Raw genomic sequence first — 15,251 nt, 5'->3', positions numbered from 1 at the left:
CACCGGTGGATTGACGATGGGAATAGGGGCATGAGTATGGCTGAGCAAGGTCATGAATCAATCGCATTATGGGGCGGACGCTTCACGTCGGGTCCTTCGCCAGAACTGTCACGATTGAGCAAATCCACGCAGTTCGATTGGCGTCTTGCCGATGATGACATCGCGGGTTCTCGCGCTCATGCCCGTGCCCTGGCACGGGCAGGTCTGCTCACCGATGATGAGCTCACTCGCATGGAGACTTCCCTTGATGAACTTCAACGCAGGGTCGATGCGGGTGAATTCGTTCCCGAGGAATCGGACGAGGATGAGGCTACCGCTCTCGAACGTGGCCTGCTCGAGATTGCAGGTGACGAATTGGGCGGAAAGCTCAGAGCGGGGCGTTCGCGAAACGATCAGATCGCTGCCCTGATCCGCATGTGGCTGCGACGCCATGCTCGCGTGGTCGCCAAGGACGTGCTCGACCTGGTCGCGTCGATCATCAAGCAATCCCATGCTGCCGGGACGACGGTGATGCCTGGTCGCACGCATATGCAGCATGCTCAGCCCGTGTTGCTGGCTCATCAGCTCATGGCACATGCATGGCCGCTGTTGCGCGATGTTGACCGACTTGTTGACTGGGACAAACGGGCCGATGCAAGCCCGTATGGTTCTGGTGCTCTGGCGGGCAATACGCTGGGACTTGACCCTCAGGCCGTTGCCAAGGATCTCGGCTTTTCACGTGTTACCGAGAATTCCATTGACGGCACGGCTTCGCGTGATGCAGTTGCAGAATTTGCGTTCGTCGCTGCCATGATTGGCATCGATCTGTCACGGTTGAGCGAAGAGATCATCATATGGAATACGCAGGAGTTCGCGTTCGTCCGTCTGGATGATGCGTATTCGACCGGCTCGTCGATCATGCCGCAGAAAAAGAATCCAGACATTGCCGAGCTCGCTCGCGGCAAGGCAGGTCGACTGATTGGCGATCTGACGGGACTGATGACCACGCTGAAAGGCTTGCCGACCGCCTACGCACGAGATCTGCAGGAGGACAAGGAGGCGGTCTTCGACCAAGTGGATACGCTCGAAGTGGTGCTGCCTGCCTTCTCTGGCATGGTCGCCACACTCCAGTTCGATGGCAGACGTTTGGAGGAGGAAGCTCCGACCGGCTTTGCGCTGGCCACCGACATCGCCGAATGGCTGGTCAAGCATGGCGTGCCGTTCCGCCATGCCCATGAGCTTTCAGGAGCATGCGTCAAGCGTGCCGAAAGCCAAAGCGAAGAACTGTGGGATTTGAAGGATTCAGAGTTCAGTGAAATCTTCGATGGCTTCATCGATGCTGACCTCGCTCCGCAGGTTCGAGAGGTGCTCACCACCCAAGGTTCGGTCAAGGCGCGCAACGGCAAGGGCGGTACGTCGCCCGAACGCGTTGCAGAACAGATTCATGATGCCGAAATCCAGCTGAAGACGCTTGCGAGCCGGATAGATAAGCAATGACTGGGGTACGTTCCTGACGCAGGCACATGTCGCCACGCCAATCCAGTGCACTCAATCCGGTGCACTCTTGTCGTGATTGGCGTGTCTGTGCTCTTTGACATACTGGCGTGTCTGTGCTCTCTGACATACTGGCGTGGCGATAATCGCGGTTTTTCTAGCGTACAGAGGGAGCAGCACGGATCATGGTGCAAGTCACGAACTACAGGCAGGCGGGATTCGATTCGTTGTCGGACGAATTGCAATGGCGCGGTTTAATAGCTCAGCACACTGACGAGACACGGCTTTTCGAAACCCTCAATGGAAAGCCGATCAGTTTCTACGCAGGTTTTGATCCAACGGCTGCTTCGCTCCACATTGGCAATCTTGTTCAGCTCATCAACATGCGTCATTTACAGGCTGCAGGGCATACACCCTATGCGCTTGTCGGTGGGGCAACGGGTCTGATTGGCGATCCTCGCGAATCGGGGGAGCGAACCCTCAATGCCGCTGAGATCGTTGAGCAGTGGGCGCAGCGTCTGCGTCAGCAGATCAGCAGATTTCTCGATGCTGACGGTGACAATGCCGTGCAATTCGTGAACAATTATGACTGGACTGCCTCGATGTCGGTCATCGATTTCTTGCGTGACGTGGGCAAGAATTTCCGACTCGGCACCATGCTGAACAAGGACATCGTGGCTCGCCGTCTCAACTCCGACGAGGGAATCTCCTTCACAGAATTCAGCTATCAGGTATTGCAGGGCAATGACTTCCTGCATCTTTTCGATACCCATGACTGCGTGCTTGAACTTGGTGGCAACGATCAGTGGGGCAATCTCGTCAGCGGTCTCGATCTGATTCACAAGGTGCGTGGCAAGAATGTCAGTGTGATGACATCGCCAATCATCACCGATGCCCAGGGTAAGAAGTTCGGCAAGTCGGAAGGTGGAGCCATCTGGCTTGATCCGACCATGCTGAGCCCATATCGTTTCTACCAGTTCTGGTTCAATCAGCCTGACGATCAGGTCATCAAACTCTTGAAATACTTCACTTTCCTTTCCAAGCAGGAGATTGAAGAGCTTGCCAAGGAAGTCGTGGATAACCCCGGAGCGCGGCAAGCACAGAAAGTGTTGGCTTGGGAAGTGACGAGCTTCGTGCATGGCGATCGCGCCACACAGCAGGCCATTGACGCGGCTTCTGCACTGTTCGGTCGAGGCGCTGATCTCCACGAGATTGATAGCGAAACACTGGCAGCTTCGCTGGATGGAGTCAAGGTATCGATGGGCGAAGGCGCGGACAAGGACTTTGCGTCGGCATCGGTCGGCGAGCGTCTTGTCGAAGCAGCCGTGCATGCAGGGTTGTTTGCTTCTGTCTCGCAGGCGCGTAAGATCGTCACATCGGGTGGGATGTATCTCAACAACGCTCGCGTGGAACAAGCCGATGCCGAACTTGGTGCCGAAGACTTCCTGCAAGGTGGATTTGCAGTGATTCGTAGGGGAAAGAAAACCATAGGTGCAGTTCGTCTGCAGGACTAGCATTGCATGATTGCGGCTGGACAGTAGCCATGTGCTACGTGTCGCTGACCCATGGCAACAACATAAGAGTGAGTGATGAATGACTTGGCGTTTGGAAAACGACGCACTGGCATCAATGTGATGTCACACAATGTATGAATAAGGATAAGAATATGGCAGAGCATGAAGGTAATTCCCGACAGTCGGGACACAATGGCAATCGTGGCGGCGACCATAACAGAGCCGGTGGCTCATCGCAGCGAAGAGGATCCTACAAGGGCCGTTCAGGCTCACAGCATTCGGGTTCGCGCGGCAAGTTCGGCGGATCTCGCAGATTCGAGCACAGTCGCTCACATGGTGAGGGTGGAGACAACGAGCATCGTCGTTTCGGTGCAGATCGCAGTAATGATCGTGGCAATGATCGCCACAATAGTGGCAATGGTGGCAACCGTCGCTTCGGCGGACCGCACCGTAACAACGACCGTCGCAGCTTCGACAATCGTGACCATGGCTATCGCGGCAATGACCATCGCAATGCTGATGACCGTCGCAGAAACGATCGCGGCACCGATGGAGAACGCCGCAATTTTAACGAACACAGGAACTCGGGAGAACATCGTAACTACGGTGAGCATCGCAGCTATGGCGAACATCGTAGCTATGGTGACCGTCATGTTGACAACGATCATCGCAGTAATGACCGTCGCAGTTATGACCACCCTAATGGTGAGCGTCGCAATGATGACCGCCGCAATGATGGCGAGCATCGCAAATTCAATGATCGACGCGGCTCGGGCGATCGTCGTTTCAACAATCGCGACCGCAGCAATGACCATCGCAGCGGTGATCGTCGTTTTCCATCCAGGGATCGCCAAGAAGGTGGCGAGCGCCGCAGTTTCCACAGGAACTACAACCATGACGATCATCGCGATAACCGTGGTGGCGAACATCGCTATGGCGAAGGTTACGACAGGGATAATCGCAGCCGTGATCGTCGCAGTGGAGACAGTCGTGGCGAGGAGCGTCGCAATGGCGGCAATCGCAGCTATGGAAACCGACGTTTCGATCGCAACGAGCATCATGATCGCAACGATCGCAATGATCGTGGCGAGCGTCATTTCAACCGGTACAACGATCATCGTGATGATCGCCGTGATGACCGTCGTGATCATGGTCATGACGGTGGGCGTGGCGAGCATCGATTCGAGCGTCGTAGCTTCGACAGGAATGGCGACAACCGCGGAGAACATCGCGACAATCGACGTTTCGAACATGGCGGTTCGGGCGGCTATCAGCATCGTGACGAGCGTGGTTTCGATAAGCCACGTCGCAACTCGGATGGCACGATCAGTTTCCCTTCGCAGAATCCGTATACCGACCGACGTCCTGGCGAGCCTCGGATGCCTCGGGGCATGGAATGGTCCATGCTCTCCAAGGATGAAAAGGAACGTCTGCGTGGCCTGAGCAAGGAGCATGCAGAGAATACCGGTCTGCACATGCTTGCAGCCTATGCTCTTGAAGAAGAAGATCCGCAGGCTGCCTTGGAACATGCGAAGTGGATAGCCAGACAGGCGTCTCGCGTCGATGTGGCACGCGAAACCCTGGCTTTCATCGCGTACCGTCAGGGCGAGTACAAGCTTGCCATGCGCGAATTCAGAACTGCGTTCCGCATGAACGGCTATCTGGATTATCTGCCGTTCATCGCTGACTGTGAGCGTGGCGTGGGCAATCCCAAGAAGGCCTTGGAAGTCGCATCATCGGATGAGGGCAAGCAGCTGAGAGGTGAGGCGAAGGCTGAGATGTTCCTCGTCTATGCAGGAGCTCTCGCAGACCTTGGGTTATTGGACAAGGCCGTAGAAACCGTGACGACGTTGGCAAATGCCAAGGGGCTTTCCGGCGAATATCGCATGCGTGCGGTCCAGGCCCAGCAGAACTTCCTGGAGCAGGCTGGCAGAGCCGATGAGGCAGCAGAACTTGATACGCTGCTCGATAAGCTTGAAACCAAATATGCCGATGCCGACGACGATGAATCCGCTGAGGACATAGTCGTTGACCATGATCTGGAGGAGATCTCAGACAGAGATCTCGAAACTCTTGGCATTGAGGCGGATGATGAACGGTATTCGGAGCGTCCTGGCCGCTATGAGCGACACGAGACCCGCAGAGACCATTCATTCCGTAACGATGCCCAAGACCAGAAGGCTTCACAGGAAGCCGAACTGCCTGATGAAGCTGAAGTCACAGATGTTACAGATGTTACAGATGCACCCGACACAGATACCAAGGAATCAGCTTATGTCACAGATTCTGCTGATGTAGCTGAGACAACTGAGACAACGACAACTGATGTAACCGATGCAGCCGATACAGATGATGCAACAGCTACAGCAAACACTGTGGATGCTCCTCAACACGACTCTGCGAACGCTGCATCTGAGTCCGAAGACAAGGAATCCAGCAACAACTGATATACAGTGGCAATTGACAGTACTGGTAACGAACAGCAGTGACAACTGACATTCACATAGCGAAGGTCGATGGTTATGAATCACACGCGATGCCTGAAAGAAAGCAAAGAACCGCTTGCGAGGCGCTATTCCCTTGCCTTGCTCGATTTGGACGGGGTGGTCTATCGAGGCGATGATCCTGTCGCGCACGCATCCGAAGGCATCGCGAAGGCACAATCCGATGGCATGAGGCCTTCATATACCACCAACAACCCCTCGCGCTTTCCCGATACCGTGGCACGTCAGCTTCAGGGTTTCGGAGTCAACGCTCAGGGGGCTGACATCATCACCTCTGCCATCGTTGCCGCACGGATGCTTACCCATCATCTGCCGAGCGGTGCCAAGGTACTGATCGTCGGCGCTGAGCATCTTCGCGATGAAGTCCGCAAGGTGGGCTTCGAAGTCGTTGACGATGCGCGGGAGCATCCTGACGCTGTGCTGCAGTCATGGCACAAGGACCTGAGTTTCAACGAACTGGCTCAGGCGAGTTATGCCATCGAGCAGGGTGCTCAATATTACGTGACCAACCGTGACATGACGATTCCTCGCGAGCAGGGGATAGCTCCCGGCAATGGTGCGCTCCAGCTGCCCGTCATCGAAACAACCGGCAAGCATCCGCAGGATTCTGCCGGAAAGCCCGAATCGGCAATGTATGACGAGGCACGAACGCTGTTCTCACACGATGGTCAGCCCATTCCTGGTGAAAGCTGCCTTCCTGTCGGTGATCGTCTGGATACGGATATTGAAGCAGCCAACCGTGGCGATTATGATTCGCTGGTAGTGCTTACCGGCGTTGCCACTGCCCGCATGATCATGACTGCCTCGGTCGTTCAGCGTCCAACTTATATCGCCAGAGACCTTCTGGGGCTCGATATGGTGCATCCTGCCGTAGACAGGATCGGCGCAGGCGAGTGGCGTTGCCGGGATTGCGTGGTCCGTCTCGATGGCAAGCGGCTTGCATTGGAGGCCTCGACTGCCGCAATTCATGCGCATGATGGCCTTGATGCGCTTCGTGCCGGCAGCTGTGTCTGCTGGGAAGCCATGGATAGCGGTGTCTCGGCAGAGGAGATCGATACGAGTGCCGTCGAGCAGGCGCTGCAGCTCTCCGCATCCGAGGACTGAACCATGGATACGACACATGATGTGACACCTGATCTGACACAGGAACCTCTGACACAGGAACATGGTGAGCAGCACGGGCGAGGCACGGCGGCTGTTTCGAATTCAGTTCCGAGTTCGGAATCGTCTGATGCAAGCATCGAAGAGCGCTTTCCGGAGCTTGAGCATGTCACCGAGTCGACACTGAGCGATCAGATTCGCGCTTTTACCACGGTTTTGCAACGGCTGCAACGGGAATTAGATGACGCAACGCACTGATTATTCATCGCATGCGTCCCATTCACCCTATACACCGGCGCATGTGCCTGCCCTTGCGCAGCGGCTTGACAGGGCGCTTGTCGATGCTGGTCTCATTGAGTCGCGAACGAAGGCTCACCAGGCCATCGCTGCCTGTCAGGTGAGAGTCAATGATCAGATTGTGGTGAAAAGTTCGACCGTGGTGCAGCCTGGCGATCATCTTTCCGTCGATCTGGGTGAGCATTATGTCTCACGAGGCGCTTTGAAGCTCGCTGGAGCATTCGAAGCTTTTCTGCCGCACGGTCTGCCGGATGTTGCAGGGCTGGATTGTCTCGATATCGGAGCGTCCACCGGTGGATTCACCGATGTTGTACTGCGCCGAGGAGCACGGCGAGTCATTGCCTTGGATGTTGGCCATGGGCAGCTGAATGACAGGATTGCTGCCGATTCTCGCGTCTATGAGATGGATGGTATCAATATTCGAGACGTCACGGCAGATGATCTGCCATTTCAGCCGCAATACGTCGTCTCTGATGTCTCATTCATTTCGCTCACCTATGTGATTCCTGCAATTGCCTCATTGCTTCGGCAGCCAGCAAGCTGCATTCTGCTGGTCAAGCCACAGTTTGAGGTGGGCCGCACGCGACTGGGACATCACGGGATCGTGGCGAGTCAGACATTGCGTGAGGAAGCCTTGCACAAGGTCATCGACTGTGCACGCGATCATGGCTTCGTCATTCGAGAATCAGCCCCTTCACCCATCGAGGGGACTCACGGCAATGCAGAATATTTGCTCTGGGTAGACTTTCCCAAGAACTGAATGAACCCACGCTTCACTGAGGATTGCACAGGCGCAGGCATGTTCGAAGCGCGGTTATTGTCAATCTCTATGTCTGGAGTTTAGCCACAAGCCCCAACGTTCTTTGGGTGATATTAGGATTGTTGGCAGAACATGAACGTTGCCGAATGCGGCGCGTACTGCCTGGGGAAGGAACATGGATTTATGGTTCAACGCAAAGCTGTGGTCGTCACCCATCGTCGCATTCGTTCCAGCAGCAATGTGGTCAGCGAGGCCGTGGACCAGCTTCAGGCTTCGGGTTTCACCGTCAAGGTGATCGATAATCTTGAGGCCCCCGCGTATGGTTCACAGCCACGAGTAGTCGATGATGACACGGAGATCGTGGTGGTTCTCGGAGGTGACGGTACCATGCTGGGTGCTGCGGAACTCGTGAAATGCACGAATGTTCCGATAGTCGGCATCAATCTCGGCCATGTCGGTTTTCTCGCTGAATTCGAAAGCTTCCAGATGAGCGAAGCCATTGGCAAGATTGCCGACCGTGACTATTCCATCGATGCTCGCATGGTTGCGCATATCGACCTGTGGCTTCCAGAGGCGAAGCAGCCCATAACCGATTGGGCGCTCAACGACATGACGCTCGAACACTCCGACCGGGGCAAGATGATTGAACTGAGCATCCGGGTCAATGACGTCGAGATGAGTTCCTTTGGCTGCGATGGCATCATTGTCGCCACACCGACCGGTTCGACGGCCTACGCGTTCTCTGCTGGCGGTTCTATCGTATGGCCCGATGTTCAGGCGTTGCAGATGGTGCCGCTGGCTGCCCACGCATTGTTTGCCAGGCCTCTGATCATCGGCTCGAGCTCTACCCTGAGCTTCGACGTTCTTGAGGAATCCACTTCAGATGGATGGATTTGCTGCGATGGACGTCGCCAACGCTGGGTTCCCAAAGGTTCAAGGGTTCTGGTGCGCGAGTCCCACGATAGGCTGCGTCTGGCAAGGCTTTCCGGAACATCATTCACCAAGCGGCTGGTGACCAAGTTCAGTCTTCCGGTCATCGGGTGGAGAGAAAACCGACACTATGAGGGTCAGTTCGGCAATATGAGCTACGCGCAATCGCGTCGAACCGAGGGAAGCAACCCCGTGCTTGGCTCCGACAATGAGGCTGTCTCGCCGCTGTCGGCCGGGCGCAGCGAAGGTTCGGATTCGCCGGTTACGGCTCCAAGCAGCATGGCGGTGCATGATGCTGCGAACGGAGACCTCGATGCTTGAAGAACTTGAAATTCGCAATCTCGGACCCATCCGGCATGCGAATCTTGGCTTTGGCACAGGTATGACGGCCATTACGGGGGAGACTGGTGCTGGAAAGTCCATGCTTCTCGATGCCATTCGTCTGATTTCTGGAGCGAGTGTCCAGACAGGCCGCACTGATTCCGCCAACGCAGACATATGGGCTCAGGGTATCTTTCATGTGGAGCAGGATTGCCCCGCGCTATCCATCATCCAAAGCGCAGGCATCGAACCCGAAGAGGGGGAACTGTTCCTTACGCGTTCCCTGCCTGCACATCGGCGCTCACGCGCAATACTCAACGGGCATACCGTGCCGCGTTCTCTGCTTCACGATGTTGGTTCGGAACTGGTCACCATCCATGGGCAGGCGGACCAGATGAGGCTGGCTTCAAGTGCCAGACAACGAGACATGCTTGACTTGTATGCGCATAACGAGCAGACGAGGGAAGAATACGCCACGCTCTGGCATGCACTGCAACAATTGGATGAACGTCTCAGCACCTTGAATCGGCAGCGCAGCTCGGCTCAGGATAGGGCGGAGTATCTTCGTGCCTCGATTGCGGCGATTGACGATGCTGCGCCGCATACGGGTGAGCTGGAGGAGTTGAAGTCACGGCGAGAACGCATCGAGAATTCGGCAACCATCACGCAGGGAGTCACTAGAGCGCTCGCGGCGCTCGATGCTTCACAGATCGATGTGGATGAAGATCAGTCCGATGCCGTCACCTCGATACATGCCGCCATTCGAGCTCTGGAAGACATAGGCGTTCCCGCAGTCTTCGACGAGAGCGTCAAACGCCTCGAATCGGTTGATGAGGAGCTTGCTGACATCGTGTTCTCTCTCGCAGGTCAACTCGACAATGACGACGAGGACGGCGATCTGGATGCCATCAACGGTCGAATACATACCTTGAACGAGCTTGTCCAACGGTGGGGTCCCGATGTCGAGCATGTGCTGCAATGGAGGGATGAGGCGCAGCTTGAACTGGAGGATGTGGAGGCATCGCCTGAACACGTCGCCGAGCTGAAAGCGCAGCGTGTCAAGCTGCTTCACGACGTCGGCACCAGTGCCGTACGACTTTCGAAATCACGGTTGCGCGCAGCGAAGAAGCTTGGCGCTCAGGTGAGTTCGGAGCTCGCTTCCCTGGCCATGCAGGGGTCTCGCCTTGATATTCAGGTGACTTCACGATTCGATGACTCCACATACGCTTCGCTCGAGTCAGCCCACACCGCTTCCACCGATAATTCCACCAATAATTCCACCGATAAGGAAGCTTCCCAGATTGACGTGGATGAAGGGCTGCTGGATTCACACGGTTGCGATGATATTGAGTTCCTCTTCACGCCATTCCCAGGTTCTGCACGACTGCCCATGGGCAAGAGCGCATCCGGTGGCGAACTGAGCCGTCTGATGCTCGCCCTGGAACTCTCCATGGCAGACAGCGATGCGAGACATAGGACATCGTCTTCAGCAGCGGAACATGACAAAGTCTTCATCTTTGACGAGGTAGACGCTGGAGTCGGAGGCAAGGCAGCCGTTGAGCTCGGCAGACGACTGGCCATGCTCTCCCGCCATGCTCAGGTGATCGTGGTCACTCACCTCGCACAGGTGGCGTCATGGGCGCAGACTCAATGTACCGTCAGCAAGCGAGCCGTTCAATCTGCATCAGACGGTTCACGGGGAAGCCATGTCGAAACTGAGGTGACCATGGTCGAGGGCGATTCACGACAGCACGAGATTGCAAGGATGCTGGCTGGCAGTGAGTCGGCTACCTCGTTGCGCCACGCTCAGGAACTGCTCGAAGCGAGTCGGATATAGTTCGCTGATTTTTCCAGGTATTGTCTGTGTCGCGAGTTAGTTTCAACATGTTGTCAGTTACAGGGGAACTCGTCATGAGTTGAGATAGGCATATGCCTGACCCTTAGAACCTGTTGGTTAATACCAGCGTAGGGAGGAACAATGGTGGAGAACACCTCGGAACATACGGCCATACATGATGCCGCTACCACAAACACGGCCACATATGAGGGAACACAGTTGGTTCCCGTGCTCACGATAGCGGGGTCCGATTGCTCGGGCGGCGCTGGAGTCCAGGCAGATATCAAGACCATGAGCGCCAATGGCGTGTTCGCAGAATCGGTCATCACCTCGGTCGTTGCCGAAAATACTGCTCGCGTCATCAGCGTGCACAACGTCGACGTGAACATCATCAAGGATCAGATCGATGCCGTCTTCGAGGACATCCCACCCAAGGCAGTCAAGATCGGCATGCTCGACAGCGCTGCAATCATGCATGCCGTGGCGGAGAAACTTGAACAGTACCAGCCCGAACATGTGGTGATCGATCCAGTCATGTATGCCAAGAATGGTGATCCGCTCATGGATCCAAGCTGCGTGGGCAGCTTGATCGAAACGATCATTCCGCTCGCTGACGTTCTGACCCCCAACATTCCCGAAGCCGAGCGAATCTCCGGCATATCCATCGAAGGCGTTGACGATCAGCGCAAGGCAGCGCAAATCATACAGCGGATGGGCTGTCTGAGCGTGCTTGTCAAGGGCGGCCATGCCAGTGGTGACGCCAGAGACATCCTCTTCGACGGGGAGCGCTTCCACGAGTTCACCGCACCCAGAATTCACACGAAGAATACGCATGGCACGGGCTGCACCTATTCGTCGGCCATCGCTTCCCAGCTGGCGCTTGGCTATAGAAGAGACCAGGCCATTGCGCGTGCCAAACGATACGTCAGCATGGCTATACGGCATGGGCTTATGCTCGGCAACGGCAATGGGCCGACGAACCATTTCTGGGATCTCTATGAACACGGTTTGGATGATTCCGTTGTCGGCAAGAACCAGACGGTTCGTTAACTCATGAGCATTTCGTCAACCTCGAACGCAGGCAAGGCGGCGATTTTCGATCTCGATGGCACTCTGCTGGATTCCATGGGTGTGTGGCATACCATGGACATGAAATTCTTCGCAGAGCGGGGAATCGAATGCCCGCAGAACTTTTCCAAAACCGTTGCCTCCATGCAGTTCCACGACATCGCCTTGTATGTCAGGGAACGCTTCCACCTGTCCGATACGCCCGAAGAGCTGATGGCCATATGGAATCGTATGGCTGCGGATGAATATGCGCACCGTGTGAAGCCAAAGCCGCATGCCTTGGCGTATATTCGCCACCTGCATGAGACGGGCGCACGACTCGCCATTGCAACGACTCTGCCTCCCACCCTGCGAGAACCGGCTATGAAACATGCAGGTCTTGTACCCTACATTGATGCCGTTTGCAGTACGGGCGACGGGATCTGCAGAGGGAAGGAATATCCCGATATCTACCTGCATGCTGCCCGACTTCTCGGTGTTCGGCCGGAATCATGCACGGTTTTCGAAGACATTCTCACCGCCGTTCGTTCCGCGAAATCCGCAGGAATGCAGACCTGGGCCATGTACGATGCCTCTTCGGACAAGGACTGGGCAGCGATCCAGCAGACTGCGGACGGCACGCTGAAAGACTTTTCCGATGCGCCAAGCATCCTGTAACTCAATATTTTCGTAACTCACCATCTGTTACTCAGCATTTCTGTAACACAGTATTTCTGCAACACATACATGTAAGGACTGTCATGTCAACCATAACGTCACAGAACAAAGCACCATCGACTTCCGGGGCAACATCGCCCGCGCTTCTCCAAACCAATACCATTTCGATTGCGGAGCCTCGGTCGCTTCAAGAAGAATCAGATACCGACTTCAACGATTTCACCACACCCTTACGAAACATGCCTGATTCTCCGATGGCCAGACGCTTCTACAAGGCCGCCAGCCAGGTGTGGGCAGAGGGATACAAGCAACCCTTCATCCGTGACCTGGAAGCCGGTACGCTCACGCGTGCCCGCTTCACCTTCTACATGCTTCAGGACTACCTGTATCTCAGTGATTATGCCAAGGTGCACGCACTTATCATGGCCAAGGCAGAGGATGACAGCATCATCGAACGCATGGTAGAGATTCAGGCTGCGATTGCGAAGGAACGCAGTTCCGTGCATGAAGTGTATGTCAAGCAATATGGCATCACCATGGACGAGATATTGCATGCACGGCAATCCGCCTTCTCTCGGGCATATACTTCGAACATTCTTGCGATCGCATTTTCCAGGCCCGTGCTTGACATACTCGTCGCTGTCCTTCCCTGCGCATGGGTGTATGCAGACTATGGCAGGCGTCTCTATCTCGAAGCTGGGGACGGTCTCAGATCGAATCCTTACCAGACATGGGTGAATACCTACGCTTCAGATGATTTCTGGCAAGGCTCGGTGTGGCTGCTCAATACCATCGACAGGTTGTCCGCAAACCTCAGCGAAACAGAGAAGGACAAGCTTGTGGACATCTTCGTCACCGGCGTTGAACACGAATACATGTTCTGGAGCAGCGCATACGACATGCAGCTGACCTGGAAACCGGGCTGGCAGCGCCACTAAAGCTGTGTTCTATGTTCATTGTGAACTTGCCAAAGTATAAACCGCATTTTTCGGCCAAATACCGCTGAAAAATCGGGCAAAATTCCTGTTTATACTTCGACAAGTTCACAATGAACGGCAATCAGTCCTGATTTGCGCGAGCTGAGGCTTTTCGCACGTAGTTTTTCATGTCTGCGATGGAAATGACATCCTTGAAACGGACCGGAGCCGTTTCAAGGAAGCGCAGCTGGCTTGGGGGCGTGGTGCCAGTCGCATCGGCGACGGCATCCATGCACTGGAAATCGTTGTCCGGAAGCTTGAGCCCCAACGATTCGCCCACCACGCGTGGGAACTTGTAAGGGCTTGCCGTGGAGAGAAGAATCCTTGGCGTGAGCGGGTCTGCTTCCATATCGTTCATGACGTGATAGCCGCATGCCGTATGCGGGTCGATCAGGTAGTGGTGCTGTTCCCAGCAATCGTGAATCGACGTTTTCACCTGATCCTCGCTGGTCCAACCGCATGAGAATATCTGAGAAATCTTGGTCTTGAGCGTTTCAGGAATCTCGAAACGCCCAGTTTCCTTCAGGTCCTTCATCAGGGATGAAATCAGCGCGGTATCACCGTCAGACATGTAATAGAGCATGCGCTCCAGATTCGACGATATGAGAATGTCCATGCTGGGGGAGTTGGTGGTGAAGAAGGGGCGATTGCGGTCATAGACGCCAGTGGTGAGGAAATCGCAGAGCACGTTATTGGTGTCGCTCGCCACGGTCAGCTTTGCCACGGGCAAGCCCATCCGCATGGCGTAATACCCGGCCAGCACATTCCCGAAGTTTCCCGTTGGCACGCAGAATTCGACTTCGTCACCGATATTGATGACCTGATCGGTGAGCAATCGCGAGTATGCGACGAAGTAATAGACAACCTGGGGAAATAGTCTGCCGATGTTGATGGAGTTGGCCGATGAGAGTATCGTCTTCGAATCCGCATAGAGTTCCGTGGCCAGATCAGCGTCAGCGAAGATGTCCTTGACGGCACTTTGGGCATCGTCAAAATTGCCTTTCACAGCGCATACGGCAACATTGCTGCCCAGCTGGGTCGTCATCTGCAATTGCTGAATCGCACTGACCTGACCTTGAGGATAGAACACGGTGATTGCAGTGTCAGGGGCATTCGAGAATCCTGCCAGCGCAGCCTTGCCTGTATCTCCCGATGTCGCCGTCAGAATCATGATGCGTTCCTTGGCGGAGACACCTCGCTCACCATCCAGATTGGATGCATGCTTGTCCTGCGCACATTGGGAAGGCTCTGCGATGGTTTTCGCCATCAGTCGAGGCAGCATCTGCAGGGCAACGTCCTTGAAAGCGCTTGTCGGGCCATGGAAGAGTTCGAGTACGAAGTCATCGGCAACGGGACGCAGTGGTGTGATTCCCGAGTCCGTCCATTTCGGACCGTAGGCACCGCCTATGCATTCGGCGAGTTCAGTCTGCGTAAAGTCGGGAAGCAGCGCTGCCAGAACGATATGGGCGATGTCTTGGTAGGACTTGTCGGTGATGGCATCCAGATCAATCTGCACGTCGCCGAGCGAGTCGGAAACGAACAGCCCACCATCGCCCGCAATTCCCTTGCGTATTGCCTGCTTGGCGGTGAGCTGGTCAGCGTTGCTGCGCGTGCTATGAAATGTGTTCACTATCGAATCCTCAACAATCCTGATTGATCCTGTCCTGATTATCCAAACAGATTCAGTCTAACGGTTTCTCTAGGCAAATTCAGGCCGTGCTCCGTTCCGTTTCCTCCCGTGACATGTTCTGGCGCTAGACTGACCACATCACACCGCTTGCAGACCCGACGAGCCTGCAAGCGGCAACATCT

13 protein-coding genes and 1 riboswitch are annotated in these 15,251 nt (G+C 55.3%); of the genes, 11 read left to right on the top strand and 2 right to left on the bottom strand.

The features are described from left to right. The first annotated feature begins 36 nt into the window (after positions 1-36). Both argH and tyrS read left to right on the top strand, forming a co-directional pair. Positions 37-1,476: an argininosuccinate lyase gene (argH, locus tag QN215_RS06295; protein WP_369343482.1), complete on the top strand. Its 1,440-nt coding sequence runs from the start codon at positions 37-39 to the stop codon at positions 1,474-1,476. A 182-nt stretch (positions 1,477-1,658) separates the two neighbouring features. After that, positions 1,659-2,987, top strand: coding sequence for a tyrosine--tRNA ligase (tyrS, locus tag QN215_RS06290; RefSeq protein WP_369343481.1), 1,329 nt, complete (start codon positions 1,659-1,661; stop codon positions 2,985-2,987). A gap of 329 nt (positions 2,988-3,316) precedes the next feature. Here tyrS and QN215_RS10085 read toward each other — a convergent pair whose 3' ends face one another. After that, on the bottom strand, positions 3,317-4,240 hold the full coding sequence (locus QN215_RS10085) for a hypothetical protein (protein WP_404978488.1): 924 nt from the start codon (positions 4,238-4,240) through the stop codon (positions 3,317-3,319). A gap of 150 nt (positions 4,241-4,390) precedes the next feature. Between QN215_RS10085 and QN215_RS06285 the strand changes: the two genes are divergently transcribed. From QN215_RS06285 to tenA, 9 genes are all read left to right on the top strand, one after another. Beyond that, positions 4,391-5,434 carry a hypothetical protein gene (locus QN215_RS06285; RefSeq protein ID WP_404978487.1) on the top strand — a complete coding sequence of 348 codons (1,044 nt, stop codon included), beginning with the start codon at positions 4,391-4,393 and terminating at the stop codon, positions 5,432-5,434. A gap of 75 nt (positions 5,435-5,509) precedes the next feature. After that, a complete protein-coding gene (locus QN215_RS06280) occupies positions 5,510-6,595 on the top strand; it encodes an HAD-IIA family hydrolase (protein WP_369343480.1) in 1,086 nt (361 codons plus the stop codon). A 3-nt stretch (positions 6,596-6,598) separates the two neighbouring features. After that, positions 6,599-6,850 carry a hypothetical protein gene (locus QN215_RS06275; RefSeq protein ID WP_369343479.1) on the top strand — a complete coding sequence of 84 codons (252 nt, stop codon included), beginning with the start codon at positions 6,599-6,601 and terminating at the stop codon, positions 6,848-6,850. Continuing rightward, complete coding sequence (locus QN215_RS06270; protein ID WP_369343478.1) at positions 6,834-7,649, top strand: TlyA family RNA methyltransferase; 816 nt, start codon at positions 6,834-6,836, stop codon at positions 7,647-7,649. The genes QN215_RS06275 and QN215_RS06270 overlap by 17 nt, the downstream gene beginning before the upstream one ends. Before the next feature lie 183 nt (positions 7,650-7,832). Then, complete coding sequence (locus QN215_RS06265) at positions 7,833-8,900, top strand: NAD kinase (RefSeq protein ID WP_369343477.1); 1,068 nt, start codon at positions 7,833-7,835, stop codon at positions 8,898-8,900. Next, positions 8,893-10,737: a DNA repair protein RecN gene (gene recN, locus QN215_RS06260; RefSeq protein ID WP_369343476.1), complete on the top strand. Its 1,845-nt coding sequence runs from the start codon at positions 8,893-8,895 to the stop codon at positions 10,735-10,737. The genes QN215_RS06265 and recN overlap by 8 nt, the downstream gene beginning before the upstream one ends. Positions 10,738-10,788: 51 nt before the next feature. Then, positions 10,789-10,889, top strand: a riboswitch (TPP riboswitch). Beyond that, positions 10,879-11,787: a bifunctional hydroxymethylpyrimidine kinase/phosphomethylpyrimidine kinase gene (thiD, locus tag QN215_RS06255; protein ID WP_369343475.1), complete on the top strand. Its 909-nt coding sequence runs from the start codon at positions 10,879-10,881 to the stop codon at positions 11,785-11,787. (Overlaps the previous riboswitch by 11 nt.) Before the next feature lie 3 nt (positions 11,788-11,790). Beyond that, entirely contained in the window at positions 11,791-12,462 is a 672-nt protein-coding gene (locus tag QN215_RS06250; RefSeq protein WP_369343474.1) for an HAD family hydrolase, read from the top strand. 239 nt (positions 12,463-12,701) lie between these two features. After that, positions 12,702-13,400 (top strand): thiaminase II, encoded by a 699-nt coding sequence (gene tenA / locus QN215_RS06245; RefSeq protein WP_404978521.1) that lies wholly within the window; start codon positions 12,702-12,704, stop codon positions 13,398-13,400. Positions 13,401-13,521: 121 nt separating this feature from the next. Here the strand turns inward: tenA and thrC are convergent, their stop codons facing one another. Then, positions 13,522-15,072 (bottom strand): threonine synthase, encoded by a 1,551-nt coding sequence (gene thrC, locus QN215_RS06240; RefSeq protein ID WP_369345100.1) that lies wholly within the window; start codon positions 15,070-15,072, stop codon positions 13,522-13,524. Between the last annotated feature and the right edge of the window lie 179 nt (positions 15,073-15,251).

The organism is Bifidobacterium sp. WK041_4_12 (genome assembly GCF_041080795.1).
Classification (GTDB): Bacteria; Actinomycetota; Actinomycetes; order Actinomycetales; family Bifidobacteriaceae; genus Bombiscardovia; species Bombiscardovia aquikefiricola.
This window is presented reverse-complemented; position numbering and strand designations above follow the sequence as displayed.